Raw genomic sequence first — 14178 nt, forward strand, 5'->3', positions numbered from 1 at the left:
CGATTGTCAACCGCGCGATTGTGAACGGGAGGCTAGCCGCCCTCGACGGCCCGGCGCTGGGCCTCGGCCTGCTGCGGGCAGCGGCCCACCTCGACCCGGCAGATCGTCTCGACGGTAGGGGCGAACTGGCGCAGGGCCCGCTCGTAGACCTGGCGCTTGAAGTTGACCACGTGGTTGGCCGGGTACCAGAAATCGACCCAGCGCCAGAGGTCGAACTCGGGCTTCTCGCAGGCATCGAGCTTCAGGTCGCCCTCGCAGCCGACCAGGCGCAGCAGGAACCAGACTTGCTTCTGGCCGATGCAGGTGGGGCGCTGGTGATGGCGCACGAAACGGCTCGGCAGGCGGTAACGCAGCCAGCCGCGGGTCTCGGCCAGCACTTCGACGTGGTGGGAGAGCAGGCCGGTTTCTTCCTCCAGCTCGCGGTACATGGCTTCCAGTGGCGTTTCGTCACTGCGCATGCCGCCCTGGGGGAACTGCCAGCCGTCGCGATTGACGCGGCGCGCCCAGAACAGGCGCCCGTCCCCATTGAGGAGGACGATTCCCACGTTCGGTCGGTAGCCATCTGCGTCGATCATCAACCCTCCGCAAAACCCCGGCGCGCTTACGAAAACCGTCGCGCTTCGCCCCGATTCAACCACAGCGCCGGAAGCGGGGGCAAGGCACTACTTGAATGGCGAGCCAGCCCCGATTAAACTGCCCGGCCTTCGTGAGCCCGTCTCACGAACGACCAGGTTCCATGGCTAGGTAGCTCAGCTGGTCAGAGCGCGGCACTCATAATGCTGAGGTCGGCGGTTCGAGCCCGCCTCTAGCCACCAAAACGAAAAAGCCGTGCCCCCAAGGGCGCGGCCTTTTTCTTTTCATCCCGTCACCGGTTCGGTTTCCGCGGGCGCTTCGTCCCGTCGCCCGACGGCAGGTGGCTCCAGTACCACGCGGGCCAGTTCCACCACGTTGTGCACCCTGAGCTTGGCCATCAGGTTCGCCCGGTGCAGCTCCACCGTCTTGTGGCTGATGTTCAGTTCGGCAGCGATCACCTTGTTGAGCTTGCCGCTCATGATGCCGTCGAGCACCTGGGATTCGCGCCGGGTCAGGCTCACGTCCGGGCGCAGCATGGCAAAGCTGTTGGGCGTGGGCTCGTCGCTGCCGGGTTCGTCGTCTGGCAGGGGCATCAGGAAGGCGGCGTCGAAGGCGGCCGGTGCGAGATCCAGCGGCTGCCGTGTCAGCCGGAACCGGCGCGGCGCCCGTTCCGCTATGCGGATCACGAACTCGTCGCTCGCATTGCCCGGCTCCAGGTGCGTGGTGAACCAGTCGGGCAGGCTCGTGGGAAGCAAGGTCCCGAACTCGCGCCGGAAAGCTTCATTGGCCATGACAGCCGGGCCCCCGTCCCGGGGCCAGACCACGCAGGGCCAGGGCAATGCAGCAAATACCTCCTCGGCCAGTCCGCTCACGGGCGAACCACCGGGCGAATCACGACCAGGGCCCATCGAAGGCCTCCTTGTGAGCGCTATGGGCAGGCTGTGCGCGGGCCCCCTCGCCCCCGCGTGAAGTTTCCACTGCAACCGTTCATCGGGGAAAAGTCCAGTCGCATCGCCGGAAATGCGACAGGGATCGTGAAGACCTGCCGTATCCACGCGTTTTGACGGGGGTGCCGCTAAACTAGGCGGTCACCAGCCTCCCGGACCGGCCATGCGTATCTTCAAGACCTTCAACATCGAAGCGGCCCATCGCTTGCCGAATGTGCCTGAAGGGCACAAGTGCGCGAGGCTGCACGGGCACTCCTTCCATGTGGAATTGCACGTGGAGGGCCCCACCGATCCCGTGCTGGGCTGGGTCATGGATTTCGGCGAGCTGAAGGCCCGCTTCCAGCCGCTGTACGACCGTCTCGACCATCACTACCTCAACGATATCGAGGGTCTCGAAAACCCCACCAGCGAGAACCTTGCCCGCTGGATCTTCGAGCACCTGCGTCCCGAGGTCCCGTTGCTGTGCAAGGTGGTGGTCCACGAAACCTGCACCTCCGGCGCCGAATACACCGGCTGACGGATACGGGCATTTCCGGCAAACGAAAACCTGTCACCGCAACAAATTATGGTTGCTGCCTTGCAGCAGGCGGGACTACACTCCGGCATCCCCCCGTTCCCCGACGGTAGACACCCATGGCCAACGCAAACGGATACGCCGATTTCGCCCGTTTCGTCGAGCAGGCCGCCGCTGCACAGGCGCTGGCCTGGCGCAGCATGGAACGTGTCGCCGACCTGCATCTGCAGGCCATCGAGGGACATGCCAGGGCCGCGACCGGCCTGATGGCCGATGCCATGCTCGCTCCCGATGCCGATGCCCTGCGTGCCGTCCTGGCGCGTGGCGAGCACCTGCAGCGCGAGGGCGTCGAGCGTGCCGCGACAGCCGCAGGGGACATCATGGACGTCGCCGTCGCAACGGCCACGTCACTTGGCGCGATGGTGGGCCGGCCCGCCAGGGCCTGATCCCGCCGCGACGGCGTTCCAACGACGCGACGGATCGTCGCGCCGGCGAGTGGTAGCGCCCTTTCCTCGCTTGTCCAGTCGTTTACGCCGCTGGTATACTTTTCCGGATTACACCGTGGCCCGTTGAACCAGCTGGTGCCGCCTTGCGCGTAACCACGGGAGCCTCGCGTTGCTCAACAGTCTTGCAGCCGGTCGTCATCTAGCCATGCGCGTGGTCATCGCGCAGCTGGTGATAGCCGTTGTCGTAGGGCTCGCTTTCACCCTGGAGGGGCGGTCGGCCGGTCTGGCCGCTTTCGGGGGCACCCTGATCGTCGCCATGGGCACCGCGCTGCTTGCCGCGCGAGCCTTCGGTGCGCTGGGTGGAGCGGGAGCAACGTTCATGCGGTTCCTGGTGGGCATGATCCTTCGCTGGGTCGTGCTCATCGGTGGACTGCTGCTCATTCTGGTTCAGTGGAAGCTGCCACCCTTGCCCACTCTGGTGGGCCTGGTGGTCGGCTACGCGGTCAACGTATTTGCATTCAGATTCAAGGGTTGAGGCATGGCGAGCGAACCGCAAGGCGGTCTGACCGAATACATCCAGCACCACCTGAACCATATGACGGTGAATTTCAGCACCGATCATTTCTGGTTCTGGAACCTGCGTGCCGACTCCATCATCATCTCGTTCGGCCTGGGCGTCGTGTTCTGCCTGTGGTTCTGGCTGTTCGCGCGCAAGGCCACCTCGGGCGTGCCGTCCAAGGGCCAGGCCCTGGTCGAGCTGGCGATCGAGTTCGTCGACACGCAGGTCAAGGACACCTTCCACGGCGATCGCCGTACGGTGACCCCGCTGGCGCTGTCCATCTTCATGTGGGTGTTCTTCATGAACGCCATGGATCTTCTCCCGGTCGACCTGGCCGGCTGGCTCATCCAGACCTTCGCGGGTCATGAAGTGGCGCATCACACCTATTTTCGCCTGGTGCCCACCGCCGACATCAACACCACCGTGGGCCTGTCGGTCGCCGTGCTGCTGATCGTCATCGGTCATGGCATCAAGGCCAAGGGTGGCTTCGGTTTCACGAAGGAACTGATGACCGCCCCGTTCCACGCACACAACCCGATCGCCAAGGCTGTACTGGTGATCCCTAACTTCCTTCTCAACGTCGTCGAAACCCTGTCGAAGCCCGTGTCGCTCGCGATGCGACTGTTCGGCAACATGTACGGCGGCGAACTGGTGTTCATGCTGATTGCCGGTCTGATGGTGAGCTGGGTCAGCTTCGTGCCTGGCGTCGTGTTCAACACGGCCTGGGCGATCTTCCACATCCTGATCATCGCCCTCCAGGCGTTCATCTTCATGATGCTGACGATCGTCTACATCGCCACGGCGCGGGAACACCACTAACTCACCGCACCGACGTTCCACCCTCTTTCAGTTCGTTTTCTTTCCACCTTTCGCTATTCGTTTATCCAGGAGAACACCATGGAACTCGCCTCGCTTCTCGCCCACGTGCAGGGCATGACCGCCATCGCCATCGGCGTGATCATCGGCCTGGGCGCGCTCGGCGCCTGTCTCGGTATCGCCATCATGGGCTCGAAGTTCCTCGAGTCGGCCGCCCGTCAGCCGGAACTGGTTCCGCTGCTCCAGGGCCGTATGTTCCTGCTCGCCGGCCTGATCGACGCGGCGTTCATCATCGGTCTCGCCGTGGCGCTGCTCTTCGCGTTCTCGAACCCGCTGACCGGCATCATCCGCGCCGCCGTCGGCGGCTAAGAAGCCGTTCGTTCCGTCACCGTGACGCCCTGGCGTCACGGTGATCGTCAGTACACAAGCGTTCGGAGTCTTTCGGAGAGATCATGGAAATCAACATGACCTTCCTGGGCCAGATGATCTCTTTTGCGATCCTGGTCTGGTTTACCACCAAGTTCATCTGGCCCCAGCTCAACGGTGCCATCGAGGAGCGCCAGAAGAAGGTGGCCGAGGGCCTGGCCGCGGCCGAGCGCGCGCGCGCCGAGCTCAAGGATGCCGACGCCAAGGTCGCTTCCGAGATCAAGCAGGCCCGCCTGCAGTCCACCGAGATCATCGACAAGGCACAGGCCCAGGCCAACGCCATCATCGAGAAGGCTCGCGTGGAAGCCACCGACGAGATCAACCGTCTGAAGGCCCAGGCCCAGGACGAGATCGCATCGATGGCACAGCGTGCCCGTGAGCAGCTGCGCGAACAGGTCGGCAAGCTTGCCGTCCAGGGCGCGGAGAAGATCGTCCAGCGTGAAATCGATCCGGCGGCCCACAAGGCGCTGCTCGACCAGCTCGCTGCCGAGATCTGATCATGGCCCAGGCGCTCACCCTCGCCCGTCCCTACGCGCGCGCCGCCTTCGAGGTGGCGCACGCGTCGGGTGCGCTTGCCGACTGGTCGGCAGCGCTGAATTTCGCCGCTGCGGTTGCGGTCGACCCCCAGGTCGCCGGCCTCGGCAACGATCCGCGCGTGCTGCCGACGCAGCTCGTTGCGATCCATCTTCCGCAAGGCATGGCCGCCGATGCGCCGTTCGCCCGTTTCCTCGAGGAACTGGCAGAAAACGGCCGCATGGTGCTCCTGCCGGAAATCGCCGCGCTCTACGACCAGTACAAGCTGGAGTCGGAGTCGACCCTGAAGGTCAAGGTCACGAGCGCACTGGATCTCGACGCGTCGCAGACGGAAACGCTGCGCGCATCGCTGAAGCGCCGCTTCAAGCGCGAGATCGAACTGGATACGCACGTCGATGCGACGTTGCTCGGCGGTGTCGTCATCGACACGGGCGAGCAGGTCATCGACGGTTCGGCGCGAGGCCGCCTGCAACGGCTGGCCAGCGCGCTGACGCACTGATACGAGATTCTCATACCACCGGGTGCCGTGAGAGCGGCGCAACCCAAGGAACCGACCATGTCCAGCACCACTCTGAACCCGTCCGAGATCAGTGAGCTGATCAAGACCCGCATCGAGCAGTTCAAGCTCGGCGCCGAGGCACGCAACGAAGGCACGATCATCAGCGTGTCCGACGGCATCGTGCGCATCCACGGCCTGGCCGATGTGATGCAGGGCGAAATGATCGAGCTGCCGAACGACACCTACGCCCTCGCGCTGAACCTCGAGCGCGACTCGGTCGGCGCCGTGGTGCTCGGTGAGTACCAGCATCTGCGCGAAGGCGATGCCGCCAAGACCACCGGCCGCATCCTCGAAGTGCCGGTCGGCCCGGGCCTGCTTGGCCGCGTCGTCGACGCGCTGGGCAACCCCATCGACGGCAAGGGCCCGATCGACGCCGTGGGCACCAGCCCGGTCGAGAAGGTTGCTCCGGGCGTGATCTGGCGCCAGTCGGTCGACGAGCCGATGCAGACCGGCTACAAGTCCATCGATTCGATGATCCCGATCGGCCGTGGCCAGCGCGAGCTGATCATCGGCGACCGCCAGACGGGCAAGACCGCCGTCGCCATCGACGCGATCATCAACCAGAAGCACTCGGGCATTAAGTGCATCTACGTGGCCATCGGCCAGAAGCGCAGCTCGATCGCCAACGTGGTGCGCAAGCTCGAAGAGAACGGCGCGCTGGCCAACACCATCGTGGTCGTCGCTTCGGCTTCCGAAGCCGCCGCCCTGCAGTACGTCGCGCCGTACTCCGGCTGCGCCATGGGTGAGTACTTCCGTGACCGCGGCGAAGACGCGCTCATCGTGTACGACGATCTCTCCAAGCAGGCCGTGGCCTACCGCCAGATTTCGCTGCTGCTGAAGCGTCCGCCGGGTCGCGAAGCCTATCCGGGCGACGTCTTCTATCTCCACTCGCGTCTGCTCGAGCGCGCCTCGCGCGTCAGCGCCGAGTACGTCGAGAAGATGACCAACGGCGAAGTGAAGGGCAAGACCGGTTCGCTTACCGCGCTGCCGATCATCGAAACCCAGGCCGGTGACGTTTCGGCCTTCGTGCCGACCAACGTGATCTCGATCACCGACGGCCAGATTTTCCTTGAAACGGATCTGTTCAACGCCGGTATCCGCCCGCCCGTCAACGCCGGTATCTCGGTGTCGCGCGTCGGTGGTGCTGCCCAGACCAAGATCATCAAGAAGCTCTCCGGCGGCGTGAAGCTCGCCCTCGCGCAGTACCGCGAGCTGGCTGCGTTCGCGCAGTTCGCTTCGGATCTCGATGCCGCCACCCGCGCCCAGCTTGACCGCGGCCAGCGCGTCACCGAGCTGATGAAGCAGGCGCAGTACTCCCCGTTGTCGATCGCCGAGCTCGGCGTGTCGGTCTACGCGGCCGAGAAGGGCTACCTCGACGACCTGCCGGTCAACAAGGTGCTCGCCTTCGAGAAGGGCCTGCATGCCTTCTTCCGCCAGAACCACGGCGAGCTGATGGCGAAGATCGACAAGACCGGCGACTGGGACAAGGACATCGAGGCGACCTTCAAGTCGGCCGCCGACGAGTTCAAGAAGACCGGTAGCTGGTAATAGCGAGACCCACGGGGCGGCGACATCGCCCGCCCCGTGATCCGGCGTCACCCTTTACAGACGAGTAAGCCATGGCAAGCGGCCGCGAAATCAAAACCAAGATCAAGAGCACGCAGAACATGCGCAAGGTGACGCGTGCGCTCGAAATGGTCTCGGCGTCGAAGATCCGCAAGGCGCAAGACCTCATGAAGGCCTCGCGTCCCTATGCGCGCCTCATGCGCAAGGTCATCGCGCACGTCGCCCAGGCCAGCACGGACTTCGTGCATCCGTTCCTCACCGAGCGCGAGAATGTCGCGCGCGTCGGCTTCATCGTGGTGTCGACGGACCGCGGCCTCGCCGGCGGCCTCAACTCCAACCTGTTCCGCCGCACGCTGGCCTCGATCCGCGAATGGCAGGGCAAGGGCGCCGAGATCGACGTGGTGGCCATCGGCCAGAAGGCCGTGCAGTTCTTCCGTCGCATCAAGGGCGTGAACCTCATCGGTTCGGCCACGCACCTGGGCGAGAAGCCGAAGCTCGAAGACCTGATCGGCGTGATCAAGGTCGTGCTCGATGCCTATGCCGACAACAAGCTCGATCGCGTGTTCCTGGTCTACAACGACTTCGTGAACACCATCGTGCAGAAGCCGGTCATCGAGGCCCTGCTGCCGGTGTCGCTGGTGGCCAGCGAGCTGGAAGGTGCCGAAGGCAAGGCCTCCGAAGGCGTGAAGCTGGAGCAGACCCACGACTGGGACTACATCTACGAACCCGATGCGCGCACGGTGCTCGAGCACCTGATGACGCGGTACATCGAGTCCGTGGTGTACCAGGCCGCACTGGAAAACCTCGCCAGCGAACACGCCGCGCGCATGGTGGCCATGAAGGCCGCGTCGGACAACGCCAGCAAGGTCATCGGCGAACTGACGCTCGTCTACAACAAGGCACGTCAGGCCGCGATCACCCAGGAAATCTCGGAAATCGTCGGCGGCGCCGCCGCGGTCTGACCGAAACTACACGCGATGGCGACGCATTACGCGGCGCCTCACCAGAACCTTACGAAGATTCATCCGGAGCATTCCATGAGCCAGGGCAAAGTTGTTCAGATCATCGGCGCGGTCGTCGACGTCGAATTCCCGCGCGATCAGGTACCGCAGGTTTACGACGCACTGAAGATCGACGGCACCGAGATCACCCTCGAAGTGCAGCAGCAGCTCGGTGACGGCATCGTGCGCGCCATCGCGCTCGGCTCCACCGACGGCCTGCGCCGCAACCTCGTCGCCCGCAACACCGGCGAAGGCATCAAGGTGCCGGTCGGCGGCGCCACGCTCGGCCGCATCATGGACGTGCTGGGCAACCCGATCGATGAAGCCGGTCCCATCGGCGAGAAGGAACAGTGGGTCATCCACCGCGAAGCCCCGTCCTACGACGAGCAGGCCACCGCGAACGAACTGCTGGAAACCGGCATCAAGGTCATCGACCTGATGTGCCCGTTCGCCAAGGGCGGCAAGGTCGGCCTGTTCGGCGGCGCCGGCGTGGGCAAGACCGTGAACATGATGGAGCTCATCAACAACATCGCCAAGGCGCACTCGGGTCTGTCCGTGTTCGCCGGCGTGGGTGAGCGTACGCGTGAAGGCAACGACTTCTATCACGAGATGAAGGACTCCAACGTCCTTGACAAGGTCGCGATGGTCTACGGCCAGATGAACGAGCCGCCGGGCAACCGCCTGCGCGTCGCGCTCACCGGCCTCACCATGGCCGAGTACTTCCGCGACGAGAAGGACGCCTCGGGCAAGGGTAAGGACGTCCTGCTCTTCGTCGACAACATCTACCGCTACACGCTGGCCGGTACCGAAGTGTCCGCGCTGCTCGGCCGTATGCCGTCGGCCGTGGGTTACCAGCCGACGCTGGCCGAGGAAATGGGCGTCCTGCAGGAGCGCATCACCTCGACCAAGACCGGTTCGATCACCTCGATCCAGGCTGTCTACGTGCCCGCGGATGACCTTACCGATCCGTCGCCGGCCACCACCTTCGCGCATCTTGACGCGACGGTGACCCTGAGCCGTGACATCGCATCGCTGGGTATCTACCCGGCCGTGGATCCGCTGGCTTCCAGCAGCCGTCAGCTCGATGCCTCGGTGATCGGCCAGGAACACTACGACATCGCTCGTCGCGTCCAGGGCACCCTGCAGCGCTACAAGGAGCTGAAGGACATCATCGCCATCCTGGGCATGGACGAGCTGTCGCCGGAAGACAAGGCTTCGGTGTCGCGCGCCCGCAAGATCGAGCGCTTCTTCTCGCAGCCGTTCCACGTGGCCGAAGTGTTCACCGGCTCGCCGGGCAAGTACGTGCCGCTGAAGGAAACCATCCGCGGCTTCAAGATGATTCTCGACGGCGACCTCGACTACCTGCCGGAGCAGGCCTTCTACATGGTCGGCAGCATCGACGAAGCCATCAAGAAGGGCGAGGACATGGGTGCGAAGAAGGCCGCGTAAGCGCCTTCTTCCCTCCTATCCTCCACTGACGGAATCCAGCCCATGACCCATACCATCCGCGTCGACATCGTCAGCGCCGAAGCCGAGATCTTCTCCGGCGAAGCCACGCTCGTGGTCGCCACCGGTGAGCTTGGCGAGCTGGGTATCGCGCCGCGTCACGCGCCGCTGATCACCCGCCTGAAGCCGGGCCACGTGGACGTGGTCGGCAGCAACGGCGAGCGCCAGCAGTTCTACGTCTCCGGCGGCATCCTCGAGGTGCAGCCGCAGGTTGTCACGATCCTCGCCGACACGGCCGCCCGCGCGGCCGACCTCGACGAGGCGGCCGCCCTGAAGGCGAAGGAAGAAGCCGAGGCCGCCCTGGCCAACCGCGGCGAGCAGCTCGACGTCGCCGAGGCCCAGGCCAAGCTGGCCGAAGCCCTCGCGCAGCTCCAGGCCCTGGAGCGCATGCGAAAGACGCTCAAGCACTGACGCTTCGAAAAAACCCCGCCCCGGCGGGGGTTTTTTTGGGGGCCCATTGTAGGAGCGCGCCTCGCGCGCGACCGGTCTTCGCGGCACCCCGGTCGCGCGCAAGGCGCGCTCCTACAGGAGCAGACTGACGGCTCTTCATCTTCCGATGACCCCGGGCCTTCCACACTGCCCGCCATGCACGTCCGCTACCGCCGCAGTCTCTGGACCCTCGTCGCCGTTGCCCTCATCCTGCTGGCGGCACGGATTGCGTTGCCTTACGTCGTGCTCCAGCAGCTCAACGGCCGGCTCGCGCACATGGGCTCGTACTCCGGCCATATCGACGATATCGATATCCACCTCTGGCGCGGCGCGTACACGATCAACACCATGAAGATCGTCAAGGTGGATGGCAAGGTGCCGGTGCCCCTGTTCGAGGGACCGCGTACCGAAATCGCCCTCAGCTGGCGGGCGCTGGTCAAAGGACACCTGCGCGGCAAGGTCGAGTTCTTCGATCCGGTGGTGAACTTCGTCGACGGACGTGGCGAGGGCGATACCCAGACCGGCAAGGGCGTGGACTGGCGCGAGCAGTTGCGTGCCATCGTGCCCACGCGCATCGATGAGCTTAATGTCTACAACGGCACGGTCACCTTCAATAACTTCGTCTCCAGCCCCAAGGTGGACCTGAAGATGACCTCGGTGGAGGCACAGGTCAGCAACCTGACCAATGTGCAGCGCGAGGGCGGCTCACGCGTGGCCCACCTGCATGCGACGGCCAAAGTCCTGGGCGATGCACCGCTGGAGGCCTCGGCAGAGTTTGATCCGCTGGAGAAGTCGGGCGACTTCCACTACCAGCTCACGGTGAAGAACATCAAACTGGTGAAGGCGAACGAACTGGCGCGCGCCTATACCGGCCTGGATTTCGCAGGTGGCGAAGGCGACTTCGTGATGGAGCTGCAGGCCAGGGATCGTCATATCGAAGGTTATGCGAAGCCGCTGTTTCGCGGGCTGAAGATCTTCAGCTGGAAACAAGACGTGGAGCAGGAAAAGAAGAACCCCTTGAAGCTTGCCTACGAGGCCGTGGCCGAAGGCGTGACCAAGGTCTTCAAGAACCACGAGAACGATCAGTTCGCCACCCGGGTTCCCATTTCCGGCACCATCGACGATCGCAGCGTCTCCACGGTGCAGGCGATCCTCGGCATCCTGCGCAATGCCTTCGTCCAGGCCTATAAGCCCAACCTTGAGCATCTGACGGAACGGCCCAGGGATAAATGACAGGCCACCCGGCCGACTTGGCACGGGGCGGCAAAAGCGCGACAGTTCGCGTCACGTTTTCCATGGCATGCATCATCCATGACCGCACAACCGCTGCACGTTCTCATCCTCGCCGCCGGCGAGGGCAAGCGCATGAAGTCCGCCTTCGCCAAGGTGCTGATGCCCCTGGCGGGTCGCCCCTTGCTGGCCCACGTCATCGACGCGGCCCGTAGCCTCGAGCCCGCCGGCATCCACGTGGTCTATGGCCACAACGGCCCGCAGGTACGCGATGCCTTTGCCGCCGATGGTTCGCTGGGCTGGATCGAACAGGCCGAGCGGCTGGGCACGGGCCATGCCGTACGCGTTGCGCTCGAAAACCTCCAGGCGCAGGGCCTGCTCCAGGGCAGGGTGCTGGTGCTCTATGGCGACGTGCCGCTGATCCGCCCGGAAACACTGTCGCAGATGGCGACAGCCGACGATTCGCTGGCAATGCTCGCCACCCGCGTGGACGATCCGCGAGGTTATGGCCGTGTCGTTCTCGATGCCGCCGGCAAGATCCGCCATATCGTGGAGGAAAAGGACGCCAGTGCCACCGAGCGGGCGATCGACCTCATCAACACGGGCATCATTGCCGGTGACGCCGCGGCACTGCTGGCATGGACGCAGCGTCTTACCAATACCAATGCGCAGCGCGAGTATTACCTGACGGATGTCTTCGCCATGGCGGCTGCGGAAGCTACCCCGGCCGCCTGCATCGATTGCGATGCCACGGAGGCTACCGGCGCCAACGATCCCTGGCAGCTGGCCGAGCTGGAAGCCCTGTATCGTCGTCGCATGGCCAGAGAACTGGCGCTTGCCGGCGTACGCATGGCAGACCCTTTGCGCCTCGATGTGCGCGGCAAGGTGTCGGCGGGACGCGACGTGGAGGTGGATATCGACGTGATCCTCGAGGGCGAGGTCACCCTGGGCGACAACGTGCGCATCGGTGCCTTCACCCGGGTGCGCAATGCATCGCTGGCTGCGGGCACCGTGGTGCTGTCCCATTGCGACATCGATGGCGTGGTCACGCATGGTCCCTGCACGATCGGCCCCTTTGCGCGCCTGCGTCCCGGCACCGACCTTGCGACCGGCGTGCACATCGGTAACTTCGTCGAGACGAAGAACGCACGGATCGCCGAAGGCTCCAAGGCCAATCACCTTTCCTACCTGGGCGACACGGTGATCGGCAGCAGAACAAACATCGGTGCGGGTACGATCACCTGCAACTACGATGGCGTGAACAAGAGCCGCACCACGATCGGCGACAACGTGTTCGTGGGTTCCAACAGTTCGCTCGTGGCGCCCGTCACGTTGCACGATGGCGCCACCATCGGTGCGGGTTCGGTGATTACCCGGGATGCGCCGAAAGACACGCTGACCCTGACCCGCGCGCAGCAGACCAGCATCGAAAGCTGGAAGCGCCCCACAAAAAAACAGTGACCTTGTAGGAGCGCGCCTTGCGCGCGACCAGTTCAGGGCGATCCACCCAAAGCTCCGTACCGGTCGCGCGCAAGGCGCGCTCCTACAGGTGAACGGCAGCGCGCAGACCAGCGGTAGCGCACAGGTGAATGGCAGCGCGCAGGTGAACGGTAGCGCCCGGATCAGCGATAGCGCCAGCCGTCGATTTCCACCAGCAGCTCCTCGCGGCAGATATCGCCATGCAATACCAGCATCGGCGCGTCGGGCCAGCGCTGTGCGGCGAAGGCCCGCACGATGTCCGCATGCCCGGGATGGCGCACATAGGCCTTCAATGGAGCATTCCCATCAAAACCGGCAGGCAGGTTTGCTGCGGCCAGCAACGCATCCAGGTTGCGTGCCGTCTCTTCCAGCTGTGCACCGATATCGCCCGCATGCGCAGAGGCATGGCCTACGACTGCGGCCGTTCCTGAAATCGCCAGCACATCGTCATCGGGCAGCAGGGTGGCGCGCGCAAAACTCGGCGGCGTAACGCCGTACTGCCTGGGGTAGCGCCACGCACTCACCTGGCGGGGATTCTCGACACGCGTACCGGCTGCATCGGTGGCAAGCAGGTAGACCTGGAGCAGGCCCGGGTCGCCGTGATGGCCGATGGCGGTCGCCGCGGGAAAACCCTGCGAGAACACAGTTCCCATGCCACGGATGCGCCCGGTGCAGAAGCGCTTGTAGCGCTCTTCATCGGACGTGCCCTGGTTGATGTCGCCGAGGTAATTCCAGATACGCTGCACATGTCCGGTATCACTGTTTTCCACGAAGCGGGAAAGTTGCCCGTAAGCATGGGCAGCGGTTTCTTCAGGGCCGCCGTGATCAGCCTCGTGGACCTCGATGGCCGCAAAGAGCCATCCGCCGCCGCATGACCAGCGCACGTCGTCCTGGATGCCGTGGCTGACCTCTCCTTCGACCTCCCATACCTCAGCGGGAGCGTCGCCCAGGGGCGGCAGCGGAACGTGAAGTATCCGCGCATCCCCCGGGGAGGGCGTCGTATCGAAGCGGAGCCGGACCAGGGTCCGCGACGAGGGCCCGGCCGTGCCGGTTAGGTAGCCCACCCGGGGCGCGGGGCGGGTGGACGGCGCGTGATCGCGCATTTCGCGGCCTTGGGGCATCACGGGATCCATGGCGGAACGTGACGGCATCATAGCGTCCGCCCGTGGGCTCACGTCGTGAAGACGTTCGGGTGGCTTTCATGTGCCTGAACCCTGCCGATCAGGCGTTGCGAGGCCGTATGTTACACTCCGCGGCCGCTGCCATCCGGGGGGAGGCAGGACATCCGGGAGCCTGGAACTACAGATGGCAACGCAAAACGCAGCACAGCAAGAACTCGCAGAACTGATCGTCTCCAGCCTGAATCTCGACTCGGTAAAGCCGGCCGACATCGATCCCGATGCGCCGCTGTTCGGGGGGGAGTTAGGCCTGGATTCGATCGACGCGCTGGAAATCGCCCTGGCCGTCTCCAAGCGCTATGGCTTCCAGCTGAAGTCAGACAACCCCGAGAATCGCACCATCTTCACGAGCTTGCGCTCGCTGTCCGATCACATCGAGCAGCACCGCGCTGCGGCCTGAGTGCCGTTCACGCTG

17 protein-coding genes and 1 tRNA gene are annotated in these 14178 nt (G+C 64.5%); 15 read left to right on the top strand and 3 right to left on the bottom strand.

Features of this window, described 5'->3' with window-relative positions:
• Positions 1-32: 32 nt before the first annotated feature.
• On the bottom strand, positions 33-575 hold the full coding sequence (locus tag KR767_RS08110) for an RNA pyrophosphohydrolase (RefSeq protein WP_166946128.1): 543 nt from the start codon (positions 573-575) through the stop codon (positions 33-35).
• Positions 576-738: 163 nt separating this feature from the next.
• Here KR767_RS08110 and KR767_RS08115 point away from each other — a divergent pair.
• Positions 739-815 (top strand) — tRNA-Met (locus KR767_RS08115).
• Between the two features lie 42 nt (positions 816-857).
• Here the strand turns inward: KR767_RS08115 and KR767_RS08120 are convergent.
• Entirely contained in the window at positions 858-1481 is a 624-nt protein-coding gene (locus KR767_RS08120) for a LuxR C-terminal-related transcriptional regulator (RefSeq protein ID WP_250878765.1), read from the bottom strand.
• Between the two features lie 202 nt (positions 1482-1683).
• Between KR767_RS08120 and queD the strand changes: the two genes are divergently transcribed.
• The 13 genes from queD to glmU all read left to right on the top strand — a co-directional run bounded on the left by queD (position 1684) and on the right by glmU (position 12567).
• On the top strand, positions 1684-2037 hold the full coding sequence (gene queD / locus KR767_RS08125; RefSeq protein ID WP_166946132.1) for a 6-carboxytetrahydropterin synthase QueD: 354 nt from the start codon (positions 1684-1686) through the stop codon (positions 2035-2037).
• A gap of 116 nt (positions 2038-2153) precedes the next feature.
• On the top strand, positions 2154-2480 hold the full coding sequence (locus tag KR767_RS08130; protein WP_250878766.1) for a hypothetical protein: 327 nt from the start codon (positions 2154-2156) through the stop codon (positions 2478-2480).
• A gap of 169 nt (positions 2481-2649) precedes the next feature.
• A complete protein-coding gene (locus tag KR767_RS08135; RefSeq protein ID WP_166946135.1) occupies positions 2650-3015 on the top strand; it encodes an ATP synthase subunit I in 366 nt (121 codons plus the stop codon).
• A 3-nt stretch (positions 3016-3018) separates the two neighbouring features.
• Complete coding sequence (gene atpB, locus KR767_RS08140; protein WP_166946137.1) at positions 3019-3858, top strand: F0F1 ATP synthase subunit A; 840 nt, start codon at positions 3019-3021, stop codon at positions 3856-3858.
• A gap of 78 nt (positions 3859-3936) precedes the next feature.
• Entirely contained in the window at positions 3937-4224 is a 288-nt protein-coding gene (gene atpE, locus KR767_RS08145; RefSeq protein WP_250878767.1) for a F0F1 ATP synthase subunit C, read from the top strand.
• A gap of 83 nt (positions 4225-4307) precedes the next feature.
• Entirely contained in the window at positions 4308-4778 is a 471-nt protein-coding gene (locus tag KR767_RS08150; protein ID WP_166946141.1) for a F0F1 ATP synthase subunit B, read from the top strand.
• A 2-nt stretch (positions 4779-4780) separates the two neighbouring features.
• On the top strand, positions 4781-5314 hold the full coding sequence (locus tag KR767_RS08155) for a F0F1 ATP synthase subunit delta (RefSeq protein WP_166946143.1): 534 nt from the start codon (positions 4781-4783) through the stop codon (positions 5312-5314).
• Between the two features lie 57 nt (positions 5315-5371).
• A complete protein-coding gene (gene atpA / locus KR767_RS08160; protein ID WP_166946145.1) occupies positions 5372-6922 on the top strand; it encodes a F0F1 ATP synthase subunit alpha in 1551 nt (516 codons plus the stop codon).
• A 71-nt stretch (positions 6923-6993) separates the two neighbouring features.
• Positions 6994-7902 (top strand): F0F1 ATP synthase subunit gamma, encoded by a 909-nt coding sequence (atpG, locus tag KR767_RS08165; protein ID WP_166946147.1) that lies wholly within the window; start codon positions 6994-6996, stop codon positions 7900-7902.
• 75 nt (positions 7903-7977) lie between these two features.
• Positions 7978-9390 (top strand): F0F1 ATP synthase subunit beta, encoded by a 1413-nt coding sequence (gene atpD, locus KR767_RS08170; protein ID WP_166946148.1) that lies wholly within the window; start codon positions 7978-7980, stop codon positions 9388-9390.
• A 42-nt stretch (positions 9391-9432) separates the two neighbouring features.
• Positions 9433-9858, top strand: a complete 426-nt coding sequence (locus KR767_RS08175; RefSeq protein WP_166946150.1) for a F0F1 ATP synthase subunit epsilon — start codon at positions 9433-9435, stop codon at positions 9856-9858.
• 174 nt (positions 9859-10032) lie between these two features.
• Positions 10033-11109: an AsmA family protein gene (locus KR767_RS08180; protein ID WP_250878768.1), complete on the top strand. Its 1077-nt coding sequence runs from the start codon at positions 10033-10035 to the stop codon at positions 11107-11109.
• A gap of 78 nt (positions 11110-11187) precedes the next feature.
• On the top strand, positions 11188-12567 hold the full coding sequence (gene glmU / locus KR767_RS08185; protein WP_250878769.1) for a bifunctional UDP-N-acetylglucosamine diphosphorylase/glucosamine-1-phosphate N-acetyltransferase GlmU: 1380 nt from the start codon (positions 11188-11190) through the stop codon (positions 12565-12567).
• Between the two features lie 161 nt (positions 12568-12728).
• Here glmU and KR767_RS08190 read toward each other — a convergent pair whose 3' ends face one another.
• Complete coding sequence (locus tag KR767_RS08190; protein WP_166946156.1) at positions 12729-13706, bottom strand: chorismate transformation FkbO/Hyg5 family protein; 978 nt, start codon at positions 13704-13706, stop codon at positions 12729-12731.
• 184 nt (positions 13707-13890) lie between these two features.
• Here KR767_RS08190 and KR767_RS08195 point away from each other — a divergent pair, with 184 nt between their 5' ends.
• Positions 13891-14163 (top strand): phosphopantetheine-binding protein, encoded by a 273-nt coding sequence (locus tag KR767_RS08195; protein ID WP_250878770.1) that lies wholly within the window; start codon positions 13891-13893, stop codon positions 14161-14163.
• Positions 14164-14178 lie beyond the last annotated feature (15 nt).

It is taken from the genome of Luteibacter anthropi (assembly GCF_023699965.1).
Taxonomy (GTDB): domain Bacteria; phylum Pseudomonadota; class Gammaproteobacteria; order Xanthomonadales; family Rhodanobacteraceae; genus Luteibacter; species Luteibacter anthropi.